Source organism: Streptomyces sp. AC512_CC834 (assembly GCF_019049325.1).
Lineage (GTDB): Bacteria > Actinomycetota > Actinomycetes > Streptomycetales > Streptomycetaceae > Streptomyces.
The window spans coordinates 424,282-448,302 of the sequence record NZ_JAGMUO010000097.1; the positions used below are offsets into that span (position 1 = coordinate 424,282).

A 24,021-nucleotide genomic window follows, 5' to 3' on the forward strand; every position below is an offset into this window, starting at 1 on the left:
GTCACTGACGGTGAGCGCGGAGGGCGGCGAGGGCGCGGTCGGCGTGCGTGTTCATTCTCAGTTCGCTGCGCACGACCTCCAGCAGGGTGCGGTCCTGCCCGACGACGAAGGTGACCCGCTTGGTGGGAGCCGCGCCGAACCCCCGCTTCACCTCGAACAGCTCGCGGACCGTGCCGTCGGCGTCGGACAGCAGCGGCATGCCCAGGGTGTGCAGGCCGGCGAACTCCCGCTGCCGTTCGACGGGGTCGCCGCTGACGCCGACGGGCCGGGCGCCCGCGGCGGCGAACTCGGCGGCGAGGTCGCGGAAGTGGCAGGCCTCCGCGGTGCAGCCGCGGGTGAGGGCGGCCGGGTAGAAGAACAGGACGACCGGGCCGTCGGCGAGCAGCTCGGACAGGCGGCGCCGGGTGCCGGTCTCGTCCGGCAGCTCGAAGTCCTCGACGGTGTCGCCCACGCCGAGGGCACGGCTCATGACCGGCCCTCGCTGCCCTTGGCGACACCGCGGGCCCACAGCACGAGCGGCACCTGCACCGGCAGGCGGCCGAAGGCGGCGGCCTTCTGCGGGGTGGGGCGGTGCCGCCAGTCCCAGGCCATCTTGACGTTGGCGGGGAACACCCCGACGAAGAAGGCGGCCGCGGTCAGCGCGGCGGCCTTGCGGGTGCGCGGCACCGCGAGTCCGGCGGCCAGCGCGAGTTCGGCGACGCCGCTGGCGTACGTCCACGCGCGGGGCGTGCCCGGCAGGGAGCGCGGCACGGTCGCGTCGAAGGGGCGGGGCTGGGCGAAATGGGCGACGCCCGCGGTGGCCAGGAGGCCGGCGAGCAGCAGGGGTGAGCGTTCGGACCGTGACACGGTTCCTCCTCCGGGGGGCCTTCGGGGGCCTGCCGCGCGATATTACTCGACGGTAAGGATTGGTGGGCGACCGGCTCGTGCACGGCGGTTGTGCGTCCCGGGGGTGTAGCCGAACGTGCGGCGGAAGACCTCGATGAACGCGCTGGCCGAGGACCAGCCGCAGCGGTGGGCGACGGTGGTGACGGGCAGGCCGTCGGCGAGCATGCGCAGGGCGTGGTAGAGGCGGGACTGGGTGCGCCACTGCGGGAAGGTCATGCCGAACTCGCGGCGGAAGAGCCGGCTGAGGGTGCGTTCCGCGCTGCCGGTGGCGGCGCCGAGGGCGGCGAGGGTGCGGGTGTCCGCCGGGTCGGCGTGCACGAGCGCGCAGACCGCGGCCAGCCGGGGGTCGTCGGCGGTCGGCAGGAGCAGCGGCTGCTGCGGCGAGACGCGCAGTTGGTCGCACAGGACGGCCAGGAGACGCCGGCGCTCCGGTCCGGTGTCGCCGGGGTCCCGGGTGTAGGCGACGATCAGTTCGCGCAGCAGCGGGCCGACGGCGAGCACGACCGGGGTGTGCAGCCCGAGCGGGTTGGCACCGGAGGGCAGGCCGACCAGATGCAGGTCGAGGCGGCCGTGGGCGCGGTGGGAGTGCACGGTGCCGGCCGGGATCCAGATGGCCCGGGTCCCGGGCGCGAACCAGGTGCCCGCCTCGGTGGTGACGGCCACGACTCCGGACCCGGCATGGACGATCTGGTGCTCGTCGTGCCGGTGCGCGTCGATCCGCTGCCCGGCGACCAGCCGCTGGGCACGCGTGGGGGCCGCGGGGGTGTGGCGGACGGACGGGGTGTGGGGCGATGGCGGGGTCTGGCGGGGGCGGGTCTTCGACACAAGTCGGCAGGTTATCGAAAGCGGGCCATCGGCGGGGGCGTGACGATCGACGGGTGACCCTGAACCGGAACCGGCCCATCGTCCTGCTGTCCCTCGGGCACGCCTGTGTCGACGTCTACCAGGGCACGGTGGCCGCCCTGGTGCCGTACTTCGTCGCCGAGCGGGCCTACACCTATGCCGCCGCCTCGGGCGTCGTACTCGCCGCCTCGCTGCTGTCGTCTCTGGTGCAGCCGCTGTTCGGGGCGCTCACCGACCGGTGGGCGCTGCCGTGGCTGCTGCCGCTGAGCACGCTGACCGCGGGGGCGGGGGTCGCGCTCGGCGGGGTCACCGGCTCCTACGCGTTCACCCTCGCGGCCATCGCGGTGGGCGGTGTCGGGGTCGCCGCGTACCACCCGGAGGCCGCGCGGGCGGCGCGGGCGGCCGCGGGCGGCAGTCATACGGCGATGGGGTGGTTCTCCCTGGGCGGCAATGCCGGCTTCGCGCTGGCGCCGCCGCTGGTGTGGGCCGTCGTCGGGGCCGGGGGCCTCGGCGCCTCGCCGCTGCTGGTCGTGCCCGCGGTCGTGGGAGCCGTCCTGTGCGGGGCGGCGGTGCGTTCGGCGGCCGGGGCGGGCCGCGCGTCGGGCGGCCGTACGGCGGTGGCCCGGGGGACGGACGACTGGCCGTCCTTCCTGCGTCTCACCGGTGCCGTCGTCTGCCGTTCCGTCGTCTTCGTCGGCCTGAGCACGTTCGTGTCGCTGTACGTCAGGGAGCGCGTCGGCGGCGGGAGCGCGGCGGGGACGGTGGCGCTGTTCGTGCTCTACCTCGGCGGCGCGGTGGGCACCGTCGCCGGCGGCCGGCTCGCCGACCGTCACGGGCGGCTGAAGGTGGTGCGGCTGTCGTACGTGCTGTCGGTCCTCGCGGTGGCGGGGGTCGTCCTCGTGCCCGGGCCGGCGGTGTACCTGTGCGTCGCCCTGACGTCGGCGGGACTGTACGTGCCGTTCTCCCTGCACATCACGCTGGGTCAGGACTACCTGCCCCGCCGGGTGGGGACGGCGAGCGGGGTCACGCTGGGCCTGACGGTGAGCGTCGGCGGCCTCGCCGCCCCAGCGGTCGGGGCGCTGGCCGACGCGACGTCGCTGCGGGCCGCCCTGCTGCCGCTGGTGGCGCTGCCCGCCGTGGGCAGGCTGCTCCTGTGCGGCCTGCGCGAGCCGGTCACGCCCCCGCCGTCGCCGTCGCCGTCACCCGCCGTCGACGCACCGGCGGCGAGCGACGCCGACGCGCGGTGAGCCCTCGGCCGACTCGCGCCCGCCCGTCACAACCGCCCGCCCCTCACAGCCGCGAGCCCCGGCGCTCCCCGCGCAGCAGCCACGCGAGGTAGGCGCCGCCCGCCACCCCGGTCACCACGCCCACCGGCAGCAGCGCGGATCCGGTCAGCCGCTGGGTGGCCAGGTCGGCGGCGGCCACCAGGAACGCGCCCGTCCACCCGGCGGACAGCACACCGGGGCCCGCGGCGCGGGTGACCCGGCGGGCCAGTTGCGGGGCGGCCATCGCCACGAACGGGATGGGACCGGCCGCCGCGACGGCCATGGCGGTCAGCCCGGTGCCCGCGCTCAGCAGGACGAGACGGCTGCGCTCGGGCGGGACACCGAGCGCCGCGGCGGTGTCGTCGCCCATCTCCAGCATCGTCAGCCGCCGTCCGTACACCAGGACGACCGGGACCAGGGCCACCAGTCCGAGCGCCGCGATGCGCACATCGGCCCAGTCGCGGGCGTTGAGCGAGCCGATCATCCAGCTCGCGGCCTGCGCCGCCTTGCCGATGTCGGCGCGCACGTACAGGAAGCTGGTCGCCGAGCCGAGCACGGCGGAGGCGCCGATGCCGACGAGGACCAGCCGGTAGCCGTGCACGCCCCGCCGCCACGCCAGCAGGTACACGGCGGCGGCGGTGGCCAGGCCGCCGCACACCGCGCCGAACGCCGTCTGCGCCGCGCCCGCGTCGAGGACGATGATCGCGACGAGGGCGCCGGCCGAGGCTCCGTTGCCGAAGCCGATGATGTCGGGGCTGCCCAGCGGGTTGCGGGTCAGCGACTGGAACACCGCGCCCGCCATGCCCATCGCGAAGCCCACCAGCGCGGCCACCAGGGCGCGCGGCAGCCGCAGGTCGAGCACCACGAACCCGGCGCCCGGCGGACCGTCGCCGGCCAGAGTGCGCAGCACCTCGGCCGGGGACAGCTCGTACGTCCCGGTGCCGATGGCCAGCACCATGGCGCAGGCCGTGAGCGCGGCGAGCACGACGCAGACCAGCAGGGCGCGGACGTCGTACCGCAGTGACCAGCGGGACGTGCGCAGCAGTCCGGGCCGCAGGCCGGCGCGGTCTCGCGCGGTGCCGTTCTTGACGAGGCTCACAGTTGGGCCACCTTCCGCTGCCGTACGAGATGGATGAAGAGCAGTCCGCCGAGGAAGGCGGTGACCGTCCCGACCTCGATCTCGGAGGGCGGCACCACGACGCGTCCGATCACGTCGGAGACGAGCAGCAGCACCGGTGCGAACAGTGCGCAGCAGGGGAACAGCCGGCGCGGGTCGGGGCCGCAGAAGGCGCGGGCGGCGTGCGGGATCATCAGGCCCACGAAGCCGATCGGCCCGCACACGGCGGTGGCGCCGCCGCACAACAGGGTGATGGCGACGACGGACAGCATCCGCACGCGCCGCACCCGGGTGCCCAGCGCCAGCGCCTGGTCCTCGCCGAGGGCGACGGCGCCGAGCGGCCGGGCGAGGGCGAAGGCGAGCAGCGCGCCGGCCGCGAGCAGCGGTGCCACGGTGAGCAGCAGGGAGGCGTCGCGCTTGGCGAGGGTGCCGACCGACCAGTACCGCATCTCGTCCAGGGTGCTCAGGTGCCACAGCGACAGGCCGTTGACGTAGCCGAACAGGGCCGCGTTGACGGCGGTTCCGGCCAGCGCGAGCCGTACCGGTGTGGCCCACCGGCCGCCCCCCAGGGCGTTGACGGCGGTGGCGGCGAGGGCCGCCCCGGCCAGCGCGAACCACAGGTACCCGGTGAACGACGTGATGCCGAGGACACCGATCGCGGTGACGACGGCGGCGGACGCGCCCGCGTTCACGCCGAGCAGCCCGGGGTCGGCGAGCGGGTTGCGGGTCAGGGTCTGCATGACCGCGCCCCCGAGGCCGAGGGCGACGCCGACGGCGGCGCCGATGAGGGTGCGCGGCAGCCTGAGGTCCCGCACGATCGCGTCGTTCTCCGTGCCGGACGGGGTGAACAGCGCCGACCAGACCTGGTCGAGGGGGATCTGTTTGGCACCCACGGCCAGCGAGAGGGCGGTGGCCACCACCAGCAGGACGACGCCGAGGAGCAGTCCCGCCGCGCGCCGGGAGCCCCCGGCGCGGGGGTCTCTCGTGCCGTGCGCCCGGCCGGGCGGCGCCGGATCGGCTGAATGCGGTGTACATGTTCCAGTGGACATGTGCTTAGCTTAGGCTAACCTTACCTTGGCTGTTGACGATTTCGTCGGCAGTCATCGACCCCTGCCTGCCCTCCGACCAGCGGTTCACGGAGAACGCCGATGACCACGCTCCCCCGCCCCACCTCCCGCGGTGCCGCCGCGCCGGACGTCCGTCCGGTCCGGGTCACGGGCCGGCGCGTCGCACGCCTCCTGGCGGAGACGGAGGGCGTGGACGACGCACGGCGGACGGCACTGGCGGCCGGCTTCTGGAGCGAGGCGGAGCACCTGGGCACCCCGCTCGTCGAGGAACTCGACGGTGAACCGGACCACCGGTCGGTCACGTTCCTGTGGCGCGGCCACCGCGCCACCCGTCAGGTCCTGCTGTTCGGCAACCGCATCACCGACCGCGAACGGCTGGCCGGTTCGCTGCTGGAGCGGGTGCCCGGCACCGACGTCTGGCACCTGGGTCTGCGGCTGCGCGCCGACCACCGCGGCTCGTACCGGATGGCCGCCGACATCTCGCTCGGTCAGGCGCCCACGGACCCGGTCGCCCTTCAGCAGCGGCTGCGGTCGCTGTCCGCGCACGCCGCGGCCGACCCGCTCAACCGCCGTATCGTCGCCACCCGTTGGCAACAGGCCGACGGGTCGGTCTTCGCCCTGCCCGACGCCCCGGCCGAGCCGTGGGCCGGGCGCCGGGGCACGGTGGCGACGGGGCGGGTGGAGCGGCACCGGGTGCCGGGCACGGATCCGGTCGGTGACCGGGACGCCTGGGTCTACCTGCCGCCGGGGAACGAACACGCCCCCGGCGCCCCGTTGCCGGTCGTGGTGCTGTGCGACGGCGACATGTGGTTCGGGCGGCTCGGCTTCGGCGACACGCTGGACGCACTGATCGCCGACGGCGCGCTGCCGCCCCTCGTGGTGGTGGCGCCGGACGCCGTGGACCGGCGCACCCGGTGGCGCGACCTGGGCTGCCGGGACCCGTTCGTCGCCTTCCTGGCCGACGAGTTGCTGCCCTGGGCGGCCGGTCGCTGGCCGCTGACCACCGACCCGCACCGGACCGTGGTCGCCGGCCAGAGCCTCGGTGCCATGACCGCGCTGCACGCCGGCCGGCTGCGCCCCGACCGCTTCGGCAACGTCCTCGCCCAGTCCGCCTCCCTGTGGTGGCGCCCCGGCCTGCCGCCGCCGACGGCGGCCAAACCACCGGTGTACGGCACTCCGTGGCTGGTCGGCCGCTGCGCGTCCGGCGCGACCGGGCCCCTGACGGTTCATCTGGACGTCGGTCTGCACGAGGGCTCCATGGTCGAGCACACCCTCGCCCTGTACGAGGCCCTGCGCGCGACGGGCCACCGGGTCACCTGCGACGCGTACAACGGCGGCCACGACTACGCCTGCTGGCACGGCGCCCTGGCCGCGGGCCTGGCGCGTCTGCTGGGCCCTGCCGCCACCGCCCCCTGAACCACGTATCCCTGTCCCCATCCCTCCAGTCCCTTCCACCCTTCACAGCCGACAGCGCCAAGGAGTCCCCTTCTCATGTCCTTCGTACGTGCCTCCCGCAGAACCGTCCTGACGTCCGCCGCCGCCGTCGTGACGGGAGCACTGCTCCTCACCGGCTGCGGTGAGGACGACGGCGGCAGCGACAGCGCGGGCGGCCAGGAGTCGAGCACCCGTCAGGTCACCGACGCCACGGGCCGCGAGGTCGACGTACCGGCCGACCCCAAGAAGGTCGTCGCCCTGAGCGAGCCCACCCTCGACGCCGCGCTCGCGCTCGGCGTCCAGCCGGTCGGCACGACCGCGGGACGCGGGCAGAAGGGGGTCTCCACCTACCTGGCCGACAAGGCGGGCAAGGCGGAGGTCGTCGCCACCGTCGCCGAGGCGGACCTGGAGAAGCTGGCCGCGCTCCAGCCCGACCTGATCCTGCTCGACGAGACCACGGCGGTGAAGAAGGAGGTCTCCAAGCTGGAGTCCATAGCCCCGACCGTGGTCACCGCGAAGCTCAACGAGGACTGGAAGAAGGCGTTCACCGCCACCGCCGACGCGCTGAACCAGAAGGCCGAGGCCGAGAAGATACTGAGCGGCTTCGACGCCGACGTGGCCGCCGCGAAGGGCAAGCTGGGCGACAACGCCGGCGCCGTCGTAAGCGTCGTCCGCTGGCAGAACAAGGCGCCGTCCGCGGTCGGTCGCGGCGTGGGCCACGTGGGCGCCACCATCAGCGCCCTCGGCCTGGACCGGCCGAAGGACCAGCAGGGCGTCGGCACCGGCCACAGCGAACCGGTCAGCCTGGAGAAGCTCTCCACGATCGACGGCGACTGGCTGTTCTTCGGCACCCTCGGCGACAAGGCCGACGGGGAGAAGGCGTACGCCGAGGCGAAGGACGTGCCCAACTTCGGCAAGCTGAAGGCCGAGCGGGAGGGCCACGTCGTCGTGGTCCAGGGCTCCGCGTGGAACAGCGCCGGAGGCCCCCTCGCGGCGCGCGTCGTCCTGGACGACCTGACCGCGGCGCTCGCCTCATGACGGCGGGGCTCGACGGCCGGCTCGCCCTCGTGACGGGGGCGGGCCGGGGCATCGGCGCGGCGGTCGTCACCGCGCTCGTCGAGCAGGGCGCCCGCGTCGTCGCCACCGACCGCGCACCCGAGGGCGTCGAAGCGCTCGCCGGCGAGCACGGCCACGACCGGGTCACCGCCCGCCCGCTCGACGTCACCGACGCGGCCGAGGTGGAGAGGCTGGTCGACGACACCGAACGCACCCTCGGCCCGCTGGACATCGCCGTCAACGTGGCCGGGATCCTGCGGGCGTCGGACGTGGTGGACCTGACCGACGAGGACTGGGCGGCGACGTTCGCCGTCAACTCCACCGGCGTCTTCCACCTCTCGCGCGCCGCCGCCCGCCGGATGAGCGAACGCGGTCGCGGCAGCATCGTCACCGTCGCCTCGAACGCGGCCGGTGTCCCCCGGGCGGGCCTCGCCGCCTACGCCGCCTCCAAGGCCGCCGCCGTGATGTTCACCAAGTGCCTCGGCCTGGAAGTGGCCGGGCGGGGCGTGCGCTGCAACACGGTCTCCCCCGGTTCGACCCTCACCGACATGCAGCGCGCCCTGTGGACGGCCGGTGACGAGACCGCGTCGGCCCGGCGCGTCATCGACGGGGACCCCGCCGCCTACCGCACGGGCATCCCGCTGGGCCGGATCGCCGACCCGGCGGACATCGCCGACGCGGTCGTGTTCCTGGCCTCCGACCGCGCGCGGCACATCACGATGCACGACCTGTACGTCGACGGCGGCGCCACCCTGCGCGCCTGACCCGGCCCCCGGGATCCCGGCGCACGCCACCCCACTGGAGACAGCCATGTCCCTTTCCCCGCACGCACCCCTGCACGCGCCCCTGCGCGAATCCCCGCACGAATCCCTGTCCACGGCCACGCCGGTGAGCCCCGGCACGGCCACCGCGCTCCTGGAGTCCTACCGCCCGGCCACCGACCGCTTCCTCGCCACACCCCACCGCACACTGCTGGCCCGCGGCACCGCCACCGCGATACCCCACGACTCCCGTCCGCCGGGCGCCCGGGTGCGTGAGGTGCTGGACGCGCTGCGCCGCCCGGGCGCCCCGATGCCGGTGGTCGTCGGCGCGCTGCCCTTCGCCCCGGACGCGGCGCCCGCGCTCGCGGTGCCCCAGGCGGTGCGCTGGGCGCCGCCGCTGCGCGAGGACCCGCTGATCGCCCTGCCCGTCCCCCAGGACGAGGACCGGCCGCGGTGGGCGGTGCGGGAGGTCCCCGCTCCCGAGCGGTACGGCGAGGCGGTCGCGGCGGCGGTCGCGCGGATGCGGGCCGGGGAGTTCGACAAGGTCGTCCTCGCCCGCACCCTGGAGCTGTCCTGCCCGCGCGAGCCGGACCTGCCGGCCATGCTGCGCCGGCTGGCCCGCCGGGACCCCGCCGGGTACACCTTCGCGGTGCCCAGCGGCCCGGGCCGCACCCTGATCGGGGCCAGCCCCGAACTGCTCGTCGCCCGGCAGGGCGGCCGGCTGACCGCCAACCCCCTGGCCGGCTCTGCGCCCCGCAGCGACGACCTGGCCCAGGACGTGCGAAGCGCGGTCGCGCTCCTGGAGTCCGAGAAGGACCTGCACGAGCACGCCGTCGTGGTGGCCGCCGTACGGGAGGCGCTCGCGCCGTTCTGCGCCACGCTGGAGGTGCCCGAGCGGCCCACCCTGGTGCGTACGGCGGCCATGTGGCACCTGTCGACCACGGTCACGGGCGAACTGGCCGACGCCGGGACGAGCGCGCTCGACCTGGCGTCCGCGCTGCATCCGACCCCGGCCGTGTGCGGCACCCCCACCGAGGTGGCGCGGGCCGTGATCGCCGAGTCCGAGCCCTTCGACCGGGGCGCGTACACCGGCATGGTCGGCTGGCAGGACGCCGACGGCGACGGCGAGTGGGTCGTGACGATCCGCTGCGCCGAGGCCGAGGGGCGGGCGCTCAGGCTGTTCGCCGGCGCCGGGGTCGTGGCGGCCTCCACTCCGCAGGCCGAGACGGCGGAGACCGCCGCCAAGTTCCGTACGTTCCTGCACGCGGTGGGAGCGACGCTGTGACCCTCGCCCCCGGCGTGGACGCGCCCACCTGGCCCGACGGGTTCGCCGCGCGCTACCGTGCCGCCGGCTACTGGCGCGGCGAGACCTTCGGCGGCATGCTGCGCGAGCGCGCCGCCGCGCACCCCGACCGGATCGCCCTGGTCGACCCGGCCCCCGAGCGCCGGACCTGGACCTACGGGGAGCTGGACGAGCGCGTCGACCGGCTGGCCGCCGGGTTCCTGGCGCGCGGCCTGGCCAAGGGCGACCGGGTGGTCGTACAACTGCCCAACACCGGCGAGTTCGTCGAGGTGGTCTTCGCCCTGCTCCGCATCGGCGTGCTGCCGGTGTACGCGCTGCCCGCGCACCGGGACACGGAGATCACCCACTTCTGCTCCTTCGCCCAGGCCGTCGCGTACGTCGTCCCGGACGTGCACGCGGGTTACGACCACCGCGCCCTCGCCTCCCGGGTACGCGAGGAGGTGCCCGGCCTGAAGCACGTGTTCGTGGCCGGCGACCCCGGTGAGCACAGTGCGCTGTCCGGGGTGCCGTGCGAGCCCTCCGGCCCCTTCGACGGGCCCGAGCCGCACCAGTTGGCGTTCCTCCAGTTGTCGGGCGGTACGACGGGCGTGTCCAAGCTGATCCCGCGCACCCACGACGACTACCTGTACTCGCTGTGGGGCTCCAACGAGATCTGCGGCGTCGACGAGGACACCCGCTTCCTCGTCGTCCTGCCCGCCGCCCACAACTTCCCGATGAGTTCCCCGGGCTGGCTGGGCGTGCTGTACGCGGGCGGCACGGTGGTGCTGTGCCCGAAGCCGGACCCGGACACCGCGTTCCCGCTGATCGCCCGGGAGCGGATCACCATGACGGGCCTGGTGCCGCCGCTGGCCCTGGTGTGGACACAGGCCGCGACCGAGACCGCGCACGACCTGTCCAGCCTGGAGCTGGCCCTGGTCGGCGGCGCCAAGTACAGCGAGCAGGCGGCCCGTCGGCTGGAACCCGCGCTGGGCTGCCGGCTGATGCAGGTCTTCGGGATGGCCGAGGGCCTGGTCAACTACACGCGGCTGGACGACGACACCGAGACGGTCGTCACCACGCAGGGGCGGCCGATCTCCCCCGACGACGAGATCCGCGTCGTCGACGACGCCGACGAGGACGTCCCCGACGGGGAGTCCGGTCATCTGCTGACCCGCGGCCCGTACACGATCCGCGGCTACTGGCGGGCTCCGGAACACAACCGGCGCGCGTTCACCGAGGACGGCTTCTACCGCACCGGGGACATCGTGCGCCGCACCCCCACCGGCCACCTCGTGGTGGAGGGACGGGCCAAGGACCAGATCAACCGCGGCGGCGAGAAGATCGCGCCGGAGGAGGTCGAGAACATCATCCTCGGCCACCCGTCCGTGCACGACGTGTCGGTGGTCGCGGTCCCCGACGCGTACCTGGGCGAGCGCTCCCTGGCCTACGTGATCCTGCGCGCGGGCGCCGAGCCGCTGCGGCCGGTCGCGGTCAGACGGTTCGTGCGCGAGCGCGGCATCGCCGCCTACAAGGTGCCCGACCTCGTCGAGTTCGTCGACGTCTTCCCGCAGACCGGCGTCGGCAAGATCAGCAAGAAGCACCTGCGCTCCGCCGCCGGCGACTCCTGACCGTCATCGAGAGGCCCTTCCCCATGGCTCTGCCCGCCATCGCCCCCTATCCGCTCCCGGCGCCGGACGAACTCCCCGCGAACCGCGTGTCCTGGACCGTCGACCCGGCGCGTGCCGTGCTGCTCGTGCACGATCTCCAGCAGCACTTCCTCTCCGCCTTCCCGGCCGGCGAACAGCCCCTGACCGGCATGCTCGGCAACACCGCCCGCCTGCTGAAGGAGTACCGCCGCCTCGGCGTCCCGGTCGTCCACTCCGCCCAGCGCGGCGGTCAGACGCCCGAGGAACGCGGCCTCCAGCTCGACTTCTGGGGCCCCGGCGTCGCCGACGACCCGGAGAAGCTCGCCGCGCCCGACGTGGTGGCGCCCGAGGACGGGGACACGGTGCTCACGAAGTGGAAGTACAGCGCCTTCGTCCGCACCGGGCTTGCGGACCTGCTGCGGGACACGGGACGCGACCAGTTGGTGATCGTCGGCGTGTACGCGCACATCGGCGTGCTGATGACCGCCGCCGACGCGTGGCAGCGGGATCTGCGGGCGTTCGTGGTCGCCGACGCCGTCGCCGACTTCTCCCGCGAGGACCACGACATGGCGCTGCGCTGGGCGGCCGGCCGCTGCGCGGTCGTCACCACCACCGACGCGCTCCTCACCGACGCGCCCCTCCAGGAGGCCTGAACCATGTCGCCCACCCCGCGCACGCCGAACACCCCGCTCACCCCGCTCACCGTGGAACGGATCCGTGCCGACGTCGCCGACTGCCTCGGCGAGGACCCGGCGGACATCCCCGTGGACGAGAACCTCGTCGACTACGGCCTCGACTCGGTCCGCGTCATGACGCTGCTGGAACTCTGGCGCCGCGAACACGCCGTCACCGCCGGCTTCGCGGACCTGGCCGAGCGGCCGGCCATCGAGGCCTGGGCACCACTGCTGGGGGCGGTATGAGCGTCCCCGGACTGCCTTTGACGGCGGCCCAGTCGGGCATGTGGTTCGCGCAGGCCCTGGACCCGCTCAGCCCCGCGCAGAACACCGCCGAGTGCCTGGAGATCGACGGGCCGCTCGATCCGGAGCTGTTCGCCGACGCGCTGCTCCGGGTGGCCGCCGAGGCGGAGGCGCTGCGCGTCGTACGCGTCGAGGACACGCCCGAGGGGCCCCGCCAGTACGTCGCCGACGGCGTCGAACTGCCGCTGACCGTGCACGAGACGGGCGACGCGGACCAGGCGGAGGCGTGGATGCGCGCGGACCTGGCCGAACCGTTCGACCTGAGGTACGGACCGCTGTTCCGGCACGCCCTGTTCCGGGTCGGACCGGACCGCTGGCTGTGGTACCAGCGCATCCACCACCTCGTCATGGACGGCTACGGCTACTCGCTGCTGGTGCGCCGCACCGCCGAGGTGTACTCGGCGCTCGCGCACGGCGCCGAACCCGCCCCACGTGCCTTCGGCGCCCTCGCCGACCTGGTCGAGGACGACACCGCGTACCGCGCCTCCCCGGCGTTCGAGGCCGACCGGGCCCACTGGGCCGAGGCGTTCGCGGACCGTCCGCAGGCACCCCGGCTCGCGGGGCGCGGCGCGCTGCCGTCCCGCACCTTCCTGCGCCGCGGTGCCCACTTGTCCCCTCGGAGCACCGAGCGCCTGCGGGACCTCGCCGCCCGGCTCCGCGCGACCTGGCCGGACGTGCTGATCGCCGCCCAGGCCCTCTACACCTCCCGCGCCACCGCGCAGGCGGACGTGGTGCTGGGCCTGCCGCTGATGGGCCGCATGGGTTCGGTGTCGCTGCGCGTGCCCGGGATGGTGATGAACGTGCTGCCGCTCAGGCTGGCCGTCTCCCCGGAGGGGACCTTCGCCGAGCTGGTGCGGCAGGTCGTACTCGGCATCCGCGAGCTGCGCCGCCACCAGCGCTACCGCTACGAGGACATCCGCCGCGACCTGGGTCTGCTGGGCGAGAGCCGCGCCCTGGTCGGCCCGCTCGTCAACGTCATGCCCTTCGACTACGGCGTGGACTTCGCCGGTGCCCCCGCCCGGGCCCGGAACCTGTCGGCGGGCCCGGTGGACGACCTGACGGTCAACATCTACGACCGCGCCGACGGCCGGGGCCTGCGCATCGACCACGACGCCAACCCGGCGCTGTACGACGACGCCGCCCTGGCCGCGCACCAGGACCGGTTCCTGCACCTGGTGGACCGGCTCGCCGGAACCGACCCGCACCTTCCGCTCGCCGCGCACTCGGTGGCCACCCCGGCCGAAGAGGCCCTGGTCCTGGAGGAGTTCAACCGCACCGACCGCGCCCTGCCGCCCACCACGCTGATCGGGCCGATCGAGTCGCGGGCCGCGCGGGCCCCGGAGGCCACCGCCCTGGTGTACGAGGGCGCCACCCTGACCTACGCGGAACTCAACACCCGCGCCAACCGCCTGGCCCGGCACCTCCAGTCGCTCGGCGCGGGGCCCGGCACGGTGGTGGCCGTGTCGGTGCCGCGCTCGGTGGAGCTGGTGGTGGCCCTGCTCGCGGTGCTGAAGGCGGGCGCGGCCTATCTGCCGCTGGACCCGGACTATCCGGCACCGCGCCTGACGTACATGCTCCGGGACGCGGCGCCCGTGTGCGCCGTCACCGACCGCGCCGGGCGCCTCCCGGACGACGCGGGCACCGACGTGGTCGTCCTGGACGGCCTCGACGTGTCGGCGTACCCGTGGACGAACCCGCCCCGCGCGCTCACCCCCGCGCATCCGGCGTACGTCATCTACACGTCCGGGTCGACGGGCCGGCCCAAGGGCGTCGTCGTCCCGCACCGGGCGATCGACAACCGGCTGCGGTGGATGCAGCACGAGTACGGGCTGACGGCCGGGGACCGGGTGCTGCAGAAGACCCCGTCGTCGTTCGACGTGTCGGTGTGGGAGTTCTTCTGGCCGCTGCGTGAGGGCGCCGCGCTGGTCGTCGCCGAACCGGGCGGGCACAAGGACCCGGTCTACCTGGCCCGTCTGATCCGCGAACAGGCGGTCACCACCTGCCACTTCGTGCCGTCGATGCTCCAGGTGTTCCTGGCCGCCCCGGAGGCGGCCGGGTGCGGGGACGTGCTGCGCCGGGTGTTCTGCAGCGGCGAGGCCCTGCCCCGCGAGAGCGCGCAGGGCTTCGCGCGCGCCCTGCCGGACGTCGCTCTGCACAACCTGTACGGGCCCACGGAGGCCGCCGTCGACGTCACGTACCACGCCGTGGACCCGGCCGCTCCGGGCCCGGTGCCGATCGGCCGGCCGGTGTGGAACACCCGCCTGTACGTGCTGGACGCGGCGCTGCGACCGTGTCCGCCCGGTGTGCCGGGCGAGCTGTATCTGGCGGGCGTGCAACTGGCCGACGGCTACCTGGGCCGCGAGGAGCTGACCGCGTCCCGGTTCGTGCGCGACCCGTTCGGGCCTGCGGGCGGCCGGATGTACCGCACGGGCGATCTGGCGCGCTGGACCGGCGGCGGCGAGGTCGAGTACCTCGGCCGGACCGACCACCAGGTCAAGCTGCGCGGGCAGCGCGTCGAACTCGGGGAGATCGAGGCGGCGCTCGCCGCCCGGCCCGGGGTCGACGGGGCCTGCGCCATGGTGCGGGAGGACCGGCTCGTCGGCTATGTCACCGGCGGCGCGGACCCGGCGGACGTACGGGCGGCGCTGGCCCGCGAGTTGCCGGAGCACCTGGTCCCCGCGGCCGTCGTGGCCCTGGAGGTCTTCCCGCTCTCCCCCAGCGGCAAGCTGGACCGCCGTGAGCTGCCCGCCCCGGTCTTCGCGGGCGACGCGGGCGCTCGGCCCCCGGCCTCCGCCCGCGAAGCGGCGCTGACCCGGCTGTTCGCCGGGGTGCTGGACGTGGCCGGGGTCGGTCCCGACGACGCGTTCTTCGACCTGGGCGGAACGTCGCTGCTCGCGGTGCGGCTGGTGACGCGGGTGCGGGAGGAGTTCGGTTCGGAGCTGACCATCGGCTCCCTGTTCGAGGCACCGACGCCCGCCGCGCTCGCCGCCCGGCTGGACGCGGCCGGGCCGGCCGCCGAGGACGCGCTGGGCGTCGTACTGCCCCTGCGCACCGAGGGCGACCGGACGCCGCTGTTCGGCGTCCACCCGGCGGGCGGCCTCGCCTGGTGCTACGCCGGGCTGGCGGCGCGGCTGGGGCCGCAGCAGCCCGTGTACGGCCTCCAGGCCCGCGGTCTGACCGGCGACGAGCGGCTGCCGCGCACCCTCCAGGAGGAGGCGGAGGACTACGCCCGGCAGATCCGCCGCGTCCAGCCGCACGGCCCGTACCGTCTGCTGGGCTGGTCGGTCGGCGGGGTCCTCGCGCACACCGTGGCGGTGCTGCTCGGGCAGACGGGCGAGAAGGTCGAACTCCTCGCGCTCCTGGACGCGTTCCCCGCCGAGCAGTGGCGGGAGCGGCCCGCGCCCCAGGAGGGCGACGCGCTGACCGCGGTGCTGCGCATGGCGGGCTTCGACCGGGCCGGCGAGCGCACCCGCGAGGACGTGCTGGCCACGCTGCGCCGGGCGGGCAGCCCGCTGGCGGGGCTCTCCGAGCGCGCCCTGTCCCGGATCGTCGACATCGTGCCGAACCACGCCCGCATGATGCGCGAGCACGAGCACGCCGCCTACGACGGCGACGTGCTGTTCTTCACGGCCGCCGCCCCGCGCGCCGAGGACTGGCTGACGCGCGAGGCCTGGCGCCCGTACGTGCGCGGCGTGATCGACAACCACGACCTGGACTGCACCCACCCGCAGCTCATGCGGGACCGGTACCTGGACGAGATCGCCGCGGTGCTCGCCGCGCGTCTGAAGGAACTCGACGCGTGATCGGCGCGACCGTCACCGGCCGAGGAGCTCCACGAGTCCGTCGGCCAGTTCCGTGCGCCAGCAGAGGTAGTCGTGACCGCCGTTGAACTCACGGTAGGAGGAGCGGTGGGAGGAGTCGTGACGGCCGGTCGAGGCCAGGGTGTCGCGGAACCTGCGGGCGGCCGGCAGGGCCACCCATTCCTGTTCGCCGGAGGAGAGCCGGAAGCGCACCGGCGGCCGCGGCCCTTCGGCGACGGCCCGGGTGAGCCACTCCGCCTCCGGCCCGGCCGGCCACCAGAACGACCCGGACTGCACGAGGGCGTTGCCGAAGCGGTCCGGGGCCGCCACGGCGGCGTACGCGGCGGTCAGCCCGCCGAGACTCTGTCCGGCGACGACGGTGCGCGCCGGGTCCTCGGACAGCGGGAGCCTCGCGGCCGCCCACGGCAGCAGCTCGTCGGCGAGGAAGCCGACGTACTCGGTGCTGCACGACAGTTCCGCCCAGCGTGTGGCCTCGTCCACGGCGTCCGGCAGCACGGCGGCGACGGGCGGGACACGGCCGTCGGCGATCAGGTTGTCGAGCAGGTGGGGCAGGCCGAGCCGGGGCCCCCAGTGCTCGCCGTCGAGCAGGACCAGAACCGGCAGCTTCGCCGGCTCCCGGGCGCCGCCGGGAGGTTCGTACAGCCAGACCCGGCGGCTCCCGCCGAGCCGTGCGCTCGCCACGGTGTGCTCGGTGAGGGTGCCGCGCGGGACGCCGGGCCGGGGCAGCCAGTCCACCGCGCTCGGGGCGGCCGGGAGTTCGGCGTACGAGACGGGCGTGCCGTCCCAGCGGTGCGGCAGGGTGCGGGAGTTGTACGGGTCGGGGCGGCGCCGGGTGCGCAGCCACCGCCAGTACGCGGCGGTCCCCGGAGCGGGCCGGCCGCCCTCGTGGGCCTCGTTGGCGTCATGGGTGTCGTCGGCGTAGAAGTCGTAGGTGCCGCGCCAGTCGTGACGCAGACGCAGGGTCCAGTGCCACACGTCCGTGCCCGGGGCCCGCTCCATGAGGTTTCCGGCGGGGTCGCGCGGGTCGCCGAGCTTGTTCGGCAGGACCTGGACCGCACGGGTCGCGGGCGTGCCGCGCCACAGGAACGTCACCGCCCGGTGCTCGGCATCGCCGAGCGGGTCGGGGCCCACCAGAGGCGTGCCGCGTTCGCGTACGCCGGCCCAGAAGTCCTCGGTGCCGCCCGGTCCGGGCAACGCGCACACGGGGTCGGCGAGTCGCGGCACCGGGTGGGGGCGGGGCACGCGCGGCGGGTGGTTCGGGGCGCCGTCGGGAGGGCCCGCGAGGAACGTGCGTACGGAATTCAATTGACCATCCGTCATCATGTAGTTAGGTTAGCCTTACCTTACTCGATCACCAGTTCGGCCATTCCGAGAAGTCGGTCATCCCGAGAAGAGGGAGTTCCATCACCATGCCCACCCCTGCCACCCCTGCCTTCCGTGCCCAGCGCCCCCACCGCCTGCGCCGCACCGCGCTCACCGCGGCCGTCGCCGTGGGCAGCACACTGACCCTGGCGGGCACCGCGTCCGCGCACACCACCGGCTCGAAGGTCACGACGGCCGAGCTCACCAAGGGCCTGTACCAGTCGGCCTACTCCGAGCGGAACGACGTGCTATGGGTCACCGCCGCCGTGGGCCGCCCGCCGGTCACCGAGTCGCACCTGCTGAAGGTCGACCCGAAGTCCCTCGCCGTCGAAGCCGACGTCACCCCGCCGGTCACCGACTCCGCCACCGGCGCCGTCGAGGCCGTGTACGGCGTGGCCGTGGACGACGAGCACAACACCGTCTGGACGACCAACACCCGCGACAACTCGGTCGCCGTCTACAGCCAGCGCACCGGCGAGCACCTGGCGAGTCTGCCGAACGTGGCCCACGCCCGCGAGATCGTCGTGGACGAGCGGCACAACACGGTCTGGGCGAGCGGTTTCGGCGACGGCACCCTGGTCGCCTTCGACTCCAAGTCCCTCGAGGAGAAGAAGCGGATCACCGTCGACGGGGCCTCCCCGACCGGCCTGACGGTCAACGAGCGGACGGGTGCCCTCTACGCGGCCGACCTCGCCAACGACCGGCTGATCGAGCTGCGGCGCGGCTCCGCGACCCCGCGCTTCGTCCCGGCCGGCGACGGCCCGATCTCGGTCTCGCTGTCCAGGAACGGCAGGACCGCCTACACCGCCGACCAGACCTCGGGCACCGTGTCCGTGGTCGACCTGCGCAAGGGCGTCGTCACCAAGTCCGTGGCGACCGGCGCCGGTGCCCTGTCCGTGGCGACCGACGAGCGTTCGGGCGACGTCCTCGTCGTCAACCGCACCGACGCCACCGTCGCCCGGGTCGACCCGCGCGAGGGCGTCGTGGAGGAGACCGTCGCCACCGGCGCCAACCCCAACCACGTGGAGATCGCCGACGGCAGCGCCTACGTGGTCGACAAGTCCGGGGCCGGCGCGGGCGCGGACACCGTGACCCGCATCCGCCTCTCCCGCTGACCGTCCCCTCACCCGGCGCCCGTCAGTCCCCGCTCCGGGGCGTGACGGGCGCCAGCCACATGCCCACGATCGCGTCGACGAGACCGTCGGCGGCGTCCTGCCAGGTGGCGCGCGGGGTGGGGCGATTCTCGGCCAGGGCCCGTTCCCGTTCGGCCGCGGTGTGCACGATGAGGTGCCGGGCCATGTCGCCCCGCTCCGCGCCGACCTCGTCAGGCAGCGCGGGCATGCACCGGTTGCGTCCCTCGATGATCTCCCGCAGGGAGATGGAGGCACGGGACTCCTCGGTCATGATCTGCCGCAGCGCCGGGTCGGTCATGACCTGGGCGCAGAACCGCGCGTACCAGGTGGGACTGCCCAGCGCGGCCAGGTGGTCGAACTGCGGACGGACCAGGCAGTCCACCCAGTCGCGCAGGTCGGGCGAGTCGCCGAGCGTGGCGAGCTGCCGGGCGCGCAGGGCCTCGATCCGCTCCGAGTGACGCTGCGCGACGGCCCGCACGAGGTCCGCCTTCGTACCGAAGTGGTAGCCGACCGCGGCGTTGTTGCCCTGCCCGGCGGCCTCGCTGACCTGGCGGTTGGAGACCGCGTACACCCCGTGCTCGGCGAACAGCCGCTCAGCGGTGACCAGGATTAGCTGCCGGGTCGCGCTGACCTGTTCCGTCCGGACCGTCCTGCCCGCCATGCTCACCACCGCGTGGGACTTTCCTCACGGCCCGCGACGACCAGTCCCTCGAGTCGTCGCAGGTCCGCCGCAGTACGGCGGGTTGTCACGGAAGCCTACGGGGCGGCGGCACCGGGCCGCCGCACGGCCCGGACGGGCGCTCTTGCTCCACACCCCGTATAGTACTTCAAGCGACTGACTTAAAGGTTCGCGTTCCGGTTCTCACACTCATCGCTTGAAAGGCACTTGCATGTCCGCTTCCCCCGCCGCACCACGGCCGAACGCCGTGGTGGCGGTACTGGCCCTGGCCGGGATCGTCGTCGCGCTGATGCAGACCCTGGTCATCCCGATCATCCCGGATCTGCCGAAGCTCCTGGACGCGTCGGCCTCGGACGCGGCCTGGGTGGTGACCGCCACACTGCTCGCCTCCGCGGTGGCCACCCCGGTCGTCGGCCGGCTCGGCGACATGTTCGGCAAGCGGCGGATGCTGATGTTCAGCCTGGCGCTGCTGATCGCGGGCTCGGTGATCTGCGGACTGAGCGACGCGCTCGTCCCGATGGTCGTCGGACGCGCCCTGCAGGGTCTGTCCGCCGCCGTGATCCCGCTCGGGATCAGCATCATGCGCGACGAACTGCCGGCCGAGCGGCTGACCGGCGCCACCGCGGTGATGAGCGCCTCGCTCGGCGTCGGCGGCGCACTCGGCCTGCCCGCCGCCGCACTGATCGCGGACAAGCTCGACTGGCACATGCTGTTCTGGCTCTCCGGCGCGCTCGGCGCCGTCTGCCTGGTGCTGGTCCTCGCACTGGTGCCCGAGTCGGCGGTGCGCACCGGCGGCCGCTTCGACGTGCTCGGCGGCATCGGCATGGCCGCCGGCCTGATGTGCCTGCTGCTGGCGATCTCCAAGGGCGGCGACTGGGGCTGGACCGGCGGCACCACTCTCGGCCTGTTCGCGGCGGCCGTGCTGATCCTGCTGGTGTGGGGCTGGTGGGAGCTGCGCACCCCGCAGCCGCTGGTGGACCTGCGCACCACGGCGCGCCGTCAGGTGCTGTTCACCAACCTGGCGTCGGTCTCCATCGGGTTCTCGATGTTCGCGATGTCCCTGGTGCTTCCGCAGTTGCTCCAGTTGCCCGAGGCCACCGGTTACGGACTCGGCCGCTCCCTGCTGACCACGGGTCTCGTGATGGCGCCGTCCGGTCTGGTGATGATGGCCTTCGCCCCGGTCTCCGCGAAGGTCTCCAAGTCCAGGGGCCCGAAGGTGACGCTGATGATCGGCGCCCTGATCGTCGCGGCCGGGTACGGTCTGAACATCGTGCTGATGTCCGAGGTCTGGCACCTGGTCCTGGTCTCCTGCGTCATCAGCGCGGGCATCGGCTTCGCCTACGGCGCCATGCCGTCGCTGATCATGGGCGCGGTCCCGGCGAGCGAGACGGCCGCCGCGAACAGCCTGAACACCCTCATGCGGTCCCTCGGCACGTCGACCGCCAGTGCCATCGCCGGTGTGATCCTGGCCCAGATGACCATCGACCTCGGCGGCTTCGCCGTGCCGTCCGAGAGCTCCTTCAAGGTGGTCATGGCCCTCGGCGCCGGCGCGGCCCTGCTGGCCTTCGCCATCGCGTCCTTCATCCCCCGCCACCGTCCCGCCGGCCCGGCCGCGGGCACGGCACCGGCCGGCGGTGTCGCGGCGGAGCCCGCCTCCGTCCGCTGACCGCGACGGCGCCGGTCCCGCCCGGGACCGGCGCCGTTCGGGCGAACCCGGCGGGCGACGCGCGTGGCGGCGCCGGAGCACGTCGAGAACTGACCCGTGGAGCTGCCGCTGATCCCACCCATGCTGGCCACGCCCGGCGCCCTGCCGCCTCCCGCGCAGGACACCCGCTGGGCCTACGAGACCAAGCAGGACGGCCAGCGCGTGGCGGTCTACCTGCCCGGCGACGGCGGCGTGCTGCTGCGCGCCCGCTCCGGCCAGGACATCACGGCCGCCTACCCCGAACTGGCGCCGCTGGCCGGCGCGCTCGGCGGCACCTCGGCCGTACTGGACGGGGAGGTGCTGGCCCTGGACGAACACGGCCGCGCCGACTTCCAACTGCTGCAGTCCCGGATGGGTCTCGCGCACGCCCCGGGCCGGGCCGCGCACCGGGCGGCGACGGTTCCCGTCCACCTGGTGCTGTTCGACGCCCCGTACCTGGCGGGCCGCTCCCTGCTGCGCCTGCCCTACACCGCCCGGCGCGAGCGGCTGACGGACCTCGGCCTGGACGGGCCGTCCTGGTCGACCCCGGCCGCGCTGGTCGGGCACGGCGAACAGGCCCTGCGGGCCACCCGTGAGCACGGCCTGGAGGGGCTGGTGTGCAAGCGGCTGGACTCGCCGTACGAGCCCGGGGTCCGCTCCCGCGCCTGGATCAAGATCCGCAACATGCGCAGCGAGGACGTCGTGGTAGGCGGCTGGCTGCCCGGCAGGGGACGGCTCGGCGGCCTTCCCGGCGCCGTCCTGGTCGGCCAGCGCGCCGCGGGCCGGCTGCGTTACGTCGGCGGGGTCGGCACCGGCTGGAGCGCGGGCGAGCGCACCGAGCTGGCCGCGCTGCTGCGGGCCGCGGCGACGGACGTGTGCCCCTTCGACCCGGTGCCGCCGGTGCCGGGAGCCCGCTGGGTGGTCCCCCGGCTGGTCGGCGAGGTCCGCTACAGCACCCGCACCCGGGAGGGCATGCTGCGCCAGCCGTCCTGGCTCAGGCTCCGCCCGGACCTGGCACCCGACCAGGCCGCGGCGGACATTCCGGACGACCCGGTGTGACGCGAGGTCGAGTACTGGTCTGCCCTCAACCACCGGGCCACCGGTGCGCCCTTGGCGCGGAAGTGAAAAGACGGCACTCTGAACTCCCCTTCCCCCCACAGCCGTTGGGCTGCGCCAGCAGAGGAGGACGCGATGCCGTCGCGTACCGCCCCCACCCGCCGCACGAGATGGCTCACCGCGCCGTTCGGTGCCCTCGCCCTCGTCCTCGCCTTCCCCGCCACCGCCTTCGCCGCCCCGCCACCGGGGCTTCCCGGCAACGCCGACAGCCTGGAGCGGACGTACCAGCCCGCCTACGACTACGACACCGACGGCTGCTATCCCACACCGGCCATCGGCTCCGACGGAGCGGTCAACGGCGGCCTCAAGCCGACCGGCGCCCTCAACGGCAACTGCCGGGACGCCGCCGACCTGGACAACACCAACGGCTACTCGCGCGCCAAGTGCGACAACGGCTGGTGCGCCTACATGTACGGCCTGTACTTCGAGAAGGACCAGGCGCTGCCCGGCAGCAGCCTCGGCGGCCACCGGCACGACTGGGAGCACGTCGTGGTGTGGGTGCAGGGCGGCACCGTGCAGTACGTCTCGACCTCCAACCACGGCTCGTTCAGCGTGCACGCGAGGTCGGCGGTCCGCTTCGACGGCACCCACCCGAAGATCGTGTACCACAAGGACGGCATCAGCACCCACTGCTTCCGCCTGGCGACCTCGGGCGACGAGCCGCCGGAGAACCACAAGGGCGGCTGGCAGTATCCGACCCTGGTGGGATGGAACGGCTATCCGGCCGGTCTGCGCGACACGTTGAGTTCCTACGACTTCGGCAGCGCCAACTTCGGCCTCAAGGACGGCAGCTTCGCCTCCCACCTGGCGGCCGCCAAGCCCTCCGGCATCCCCTTCGACCCGAACGCCTGACACGGCGGCGGCGGACGCGGCGGCGGGCTCGGCGGGCGGGGGCCGTCCGGGCGAAGCGCGCGGCCCGGGCGTCCCCTGAGCACTATCGTGTCCGCATGTCCGCCCCCGAACTGATCCGCGTCGTCTCCCGCGACTCCCCCATGGCCCTGGCTCAGGTCGAGCGCGTCCGGGCCGCGTTGACGGCCCTCCACCCCGGCGTGCGCACCGAGGTCGTGCCGGTGAAGACCACCGGTGACACGTGGCTCGGCGACCTGTCGCAGGTGGAGGGCAAGGGCGCGTTCACCAAGGAGGTCGACGCCGCGCTGCTGTCGGGCGAGGCCGACCTCGCGGTGCACTGCGTCAAGGACGTGCCCGCCGACCGGCCGCTGCCCGCCGGTACGGTGTTCGCCGCGTTCCTGGAGCGCGACGACGTCCGGGACGCGCTCGTCCACCCGGACGGGCTCACCCTGGACGAGTTGCCGGACGGGACCCGGGTCGGCACGTCCTCGGTGCGCCGCGTCGCCCAGCTTGCCGCCACCCACCCGCACCTGCGCTGCGTACCGTTCCGCGGCAACGCCAACCGGCGGCTGGCGAAGCTCGCCGCGGGTGAGGCGGACGCGCTGCTGCTCGCGGTATCCGGCCTGGAGCGCATCGGCCGGAGTGACGTGATCAGCGAGGTCCTGTCCACGGAGGCGATGATGCCGCCGATCGGCGCGGGCATCCTCGCCCTGCAGTGCCGGGAGGACGACGGCGCGCTCATCGAAGCGGTCGGCGCCCTCGGCGATCCGCGAACGCACCGGGAGGCGACGGCGGAGCGGATGTTCCTGCACGTCCTCCAGGGGCACTGCAACAGCCCGATCGCCGGCCACGCCCACGTGGACCGGAGCGGGGAACTCTCGCTGCGGGCCTGCGTCTTCACCCCGGACGGCAAGACGCGGCTGAACGCCCACGAGTGGGCCGGCCGGCTCGCCCCGGCGACCCTCGGCACGTCGGTCGCGGTGGCACTGCTGCGGCAGGGCGCCCGGGAGGTCATCGACGGCATCGCGCACTGACGCGCCGCCG

At 74.4% G+C, this 24,021-nt stretch carries 21 protein-coding genes; 14 read left to right on the top strand and 7 right to left on the bottom strand.

Annotated features, from left to right (window positions below; translation table 11 throughout):
- Nucleotide 1 precedes the first annotated feature (1 nt).
- From KUM40_RS29470 to KUM40_RS29480, 3 genes are read right to left on the bottom strand one after another with little or no spacing between them, the layout of a single operon-like run.
- Entirely contained in the window at nt 2-469 is a 468-nt protein-coding gene (locus KUM40_RS29470) for a peroxiredoxin (RefSeq protein ID WP_217169235.1), read from the bottom strand.
- Nucleotides 466-846: a DoxX family protein gene (locus KUM40_RS29475; RefSeq protein WP_217169236.1), complete on the bottom strand. Its 381-nt coding sequence runs from the start codon at nt 844-846 to the stop codon at nt 466-468. Before KUM40_RS29475 ends, KUM40_RS29470 begins: the two co-directional genes overlap by 4 nt.
- A 42-nt stretch (nt 847-888) precedes the next feature.
- Entirely contained in the window at nt 889-1,710 is an 822-nt protein-coding gene (locus tag KUM40_RS29480) for a helix-turn-helix transcriptional regulator (protein WP_217169237.1), read from the bottom strand.
- A gap of 53 nt (nt 1,711-1,763) precedes the next feature.
- On the opposite strand from KUM40_RS29480, the gene KUM40_RS29485 reads away from it, so the two are divergent.
- Nucleotides 1,764-2,975, top strand: coding sequence for an MFS transporter (locus tag KUM40_RS29485; protein WP_308401267.1), 1,212 nt, complete (start codon nt 1,764-1,766; stop codon nt 2,973-2,975).
- Nucleotides 2,976-3,018: 43 nt separating this feature from the next.
- On the opposite strand, the gene KUM40_RS29490 is transcribed toward KUM40_RS29485, so the two are convergent.
- Nucleotides 3,019-4,092 (bottom strand): iron chelate uptake ABC transporter family permease subunit, encoded by a 1,074-nt coding sequence (locus KUM40_RS29490; RefSeq protein ID WP_308401268.1) that lies wholly within the window; start codon nt 4,090-4,092, stop codon nt 3,019-3,021.
- Nucleotides 4,089-5,159: an iron ABC transporter permease gene (locus tag KUM40_RS29495; protein WP_217169239.1), complete on the bottom strand. Its 1,071-nt coding sequence runs from the start codon at nt 5,157-5,159 to the stop codon at nt 4,089-4,091. The genes KUM40_RS29490 and KUM40_RS29495 overlap by 4 nt, the downstream gene beginning before the upstream one ends.
- 99 nt (nt 5,160-5,258) lie before the next feature.
- Here KUM40_RS29495 and fes (KUM40_RS29500) point away from each other — a divergent pair, with 99 nt between their 5' ends.
- The 8 genes from fes (KUM40_RS29500) (at nt 5,259) to KUM40_RS29535 (ending at nt 16,136) form a co-directional block, all read left to right on the top strand.
- The gene (fes, locus tag KUM40_RS29500; RefSeq protein WP_217169240.1) at nt 5,259-6,593 is read left to right on the top strand and encodes an enterochelin esterase; all 1,335 of its coding nucleotides are present in this window, start codon (nt 5,259-5,261) and stop codon (nt 6,591-6,593) included.
- 75 nt (nt 6,594-6,668) lie between these two features.
- Nucleotides 6,669-7,649: an ABC transporter substrate-binding protein gene (locus KUM40_RS29505; RefSeq protein WP_217169241.1), complete on the top strand. Its 981-nt coding sequence runs from the start codon at nt 6,669-6,671 to the stop codon at nt 7,647-7,649.
- Nucleotides 7,646-8,431, top strand: coding sequence for a 2,3-dihydro-2,3-dihydroxybenzoate dehydrogenase (locus tag KUM40_RS29510; RefSeq protein ID WP_217169242.1), 786 nt, complete (start codon nt 7,646-7,648; stop codon nt 8,429-8,431). The genes KUM40_RS29505 and KUM40_RS29510 overlap by 4 nt, the downstream gene beginning before the upstream one ends.
- 46 nt (nt 8,432-8,477) lie before the next feature.
- Nucleotides 8,478-9,713, top strand: coding sequence for an isochorismate synthase (locus tag KUM40_RS29515; RefSeq protein WP_217169243.1), 1,236 nt, complete (start codon nt 8,478-8,480; stop codon nt 9,711-9,713).
- The gene (locus KUM40_RS29520) at nt 9,710-11,338 is read left to right on the top strand and encodes a (2,3-dihydroxybenzoyl)adenylate synthase (protein ID WP_217169244.1); all 1,629 of its coding nucleotides are present in this window, start codon (nt 9,710-9,712) and stop codon (nt 11,336-11,338) included. Before KUM40_RS29515 ends, KUM40_RS29520 begins: the two co-directional genes overlap by 4 nt.
- A gap of 23 nt (nt 11,339-11,361) precedes the next feature.
- Complete coding sequence (locus KUM40_RS29525; RefSeq protein WP_217169245.1) at nt 11,362-12,009, top strand: isochorismatase family protein; 648 nt, start codon at nt 11,362-11,364, stop codon at nt 12,007-12,009.
- Between the two features lie 3 nt (nt 12,010-12,012).
- Entirely contained in the window at nt 12,013-12,276 is a 264-nt protein-coding gene (locus tag KUM40_RS29530) for a phosphopantetheine-binding protein (protein ID WP_217169246.1), read from the top strand.
- Nucleotides 12,273-16,136: a non-ribosomal peptide synthetase gene (locus KUM40_RS29535; protein WP_217169247.1), complete on the top strand. Its 3,864-nt coding sequence runs from the start codon at nt 12,273-12,275 to the stop codon at nt 16,134-16,136. Before KUM40_RS29530 ends, KUM40_RS29535 begins: the two co-directional genes overlap by 4 nt.
- Nucleotides 16,137-16,148: 12 nt before the next feature.
- Here KUM40_RS29535 and fes (KUM40_RS29540) read toward each other — a convergent pair whose 3' ends face one another.
- Nucleotides 16,149-17,459 carry an enterochelin esterase gene (gene fes, locus KUM40_RS29540; protein ID WP_254395774.1) on the bottom strand — a complete coding sequence of 437 codons (1,311 nt, stop codon included), beginning with the start codon at nt 17,457-17,459 and terminating at the stop codon, nt 16,149-16,151.
- Nucleotides 17,460-17,563: 104 nt separating this feature from the next.
- Here fes (KUM40_RS29540) and KUM40_RS29545 point away from each other — a divergent pair, with 104 nt between their 5' ends.
- Entirely contained in the window at nt 17,564-18,631 is a 1,068-nt protein-coding gene (locus KUM40_RS29545; protein ID WP_217169248.1) for a YncE family protein, read from the top strand.
- A gap of 22 nt (nt 18,632-18,653) precedes the next feature.
- On the opposite strand, the gene KUM40_RS29550 is transcribed toward KUM40_RS29545, so the two are convergent.
- Nucleotides 18,654-19,310 carry a TetR/AcrR family transcriptional regulator gene (locus KUM40_RS29550; RefSeq protein WP_217169249.1) on the bottom strand — a complete coding sequence of 219 codons (657 nt, stop codon included), beginning with the start codon at nt 19,308-19,310 and terminating at the stop codon, nt 18,654-18,656.
- Between the two features lie 229 nt (nt 19,311-19,539).
- On the opposite strand from KUM40_RS29550, the gene KUM40_RS29555 reads away from it, so the two are divergent.
- From KUM40_RS29555 to hemC, 4 genes are all read left to right on the top strand, one after another.
- A complete protein-coding gene (locus KUM40_RS29555; protein ID WP_217169250.1) occupies nt 19,540-20,994 on the top strand; it encodes an MFS transporter in 1,455 nt (484 codons plus the stop codon).
- A gap of 96 nt (nt 20,995-21,090) precedes the next feature.
- Nucleotides 21,091-22,071 carry an ATP-dependent DNA ligase gene (locus tag KUM40_RS29560; protein WP_217169251.1) on the top strand — a complete coding sequence of 327 codons (981 nt, stop codon included), beginning with the start codon at nt 21,091-21,093 and terminating at the stop codon, nt 22,069-22,071.
- 132 nt (nt 22,072-22,203) lie between these two features.
- Nucleotides 22,204-22,980: an NPP1 family protein gene (locus KUM40_RS29565; protein WP_217169252.1), complete on the top strand. Its 777-nt coding sequence runs from the start codon at nt 22,204-22,206 to the stop codon at nt 22,978-22,980.
- Nucleotides 22,981-23,075: 95 nt separating this feature from the next.
- Nucleotides 23,076-24,011, top strand: coding sequence for a hydroxymethylbilane synthase (gene hemC / locus KUM40_RS29570; protein ID WP_217169253.1), 936 nt, complete (start codon nt 23,076-23,078; stop codon nt 24,009-24,011).
- Nucleotides 24,012-24,021 lie beyond the last annotated feature (10 nt).

What these genes read in the sequence shown, in the direction of transcription:
- KUM40_RS29525 (WP_217169245.1), top strand. Translation starts at nt 11,362, where the DNA reads ATGGCTCTGCCCGCCATCGCCCCCTATCCGCTCCCGGCGCCGGACGAA.
- KUM40_RS29530 (WP_217169246.1), top strand. Translation starts at nt 12,013, where the DNA reads ATGTCGCCCACCCCGCGCACGCCGAACACCCCGCTCACCCCGCTCACC.
- KUM40_RS29515 (WP_217169243.1), top strand. Translation starts at nt 8,478, where the DNA reads ATGTCCCTTTCCCCGCACGCACCCCTGCACGCGCCCCTGCGCGAATCC.
- KUM40_RS29470 (WP_217169235.1), bottom strand. Translation starts at nt 469, where the DNA reads ATGAGCCGTGCCCTCGGCGTGGGCGACACCGTCGAGGACTTCGAGCTG.
- KUM40_RS29565 (WP_217169252.1), top strand. Translation starts at nt 22,204, where the DNA reads ATGCCGTCGCGTACCGCCCCCACCCGCCGCACGAGATGGCTCACCGCG.
- hemC (WP_217169253.1), top strand. Translation starts at nt 23,076, where the DNA reads ATGTCCGCCCCCGAACTGATCCGCGTCGTCTCCCGCGACTCCCCCATG.
- KUM40_RS29555 (WP_217169250.1), top strand. Translation starts at nt 19,540, where the DNA reads ATGTCCGCTTCCCCCGCCGCACCACGGCCGAACGCCGTGGTGGCGGTA.
- fes (WP_217169240.1), top strand. Translation starts at nt 5,259, where the DNA reads ATGACCACGCTCCCCCGCCCCACCTCCCGCGGTGCCGCCGCGCCGGAC.
- KUM40_RS29505 (WP_217169241.1), top strand. Translation starts at nt 6,669, where the DNA reads ATGTCCTTCGTACGTGCCTCCCGCAGAACCGTCCTGACGTCCGCCGCC.
- KUM40_RS29510 (WP_217169242.1), top strand. Translation starts at nt 7,646, where the DNA reads ATGACGGCGGGGCTCGACGGCCGGCTCGCCCTCGTGACGGGGGCGGGC.
- KUM40_RS29535 (WP_217169247.1), top strand. Translation starts at nt 12,273, where the DNA reads ATGAGCGTCCCCGGACTGCCTTTGACGGCGGCCCAGTCGGGCATGTGG.
- KUM40_RS29545 (WP_217169248.1), top strand. Translation starts at nt 17,564, where the DNA reads ATGCCCACCCCTGCCACCCCTGCCTTCCGTGCCCAGCGCCCCCACCGC.
- KUM40_RS29550 (WP_217169249.1), bottom strand. Translation starts at nt 19,310, where the DNA reads ATGGCGGGCAGGACGGTCCGGACGGAACAGGTCAGCGCGACCCGGCAG.
- KUM40_RS29495 (WP_217169239.1), bottom strand. Translation starts at nt 5,159, where the DNA reads ATGTCCACTGGAACATGTACACCGCATTCAGCCGATCCGGCGCCGCCC.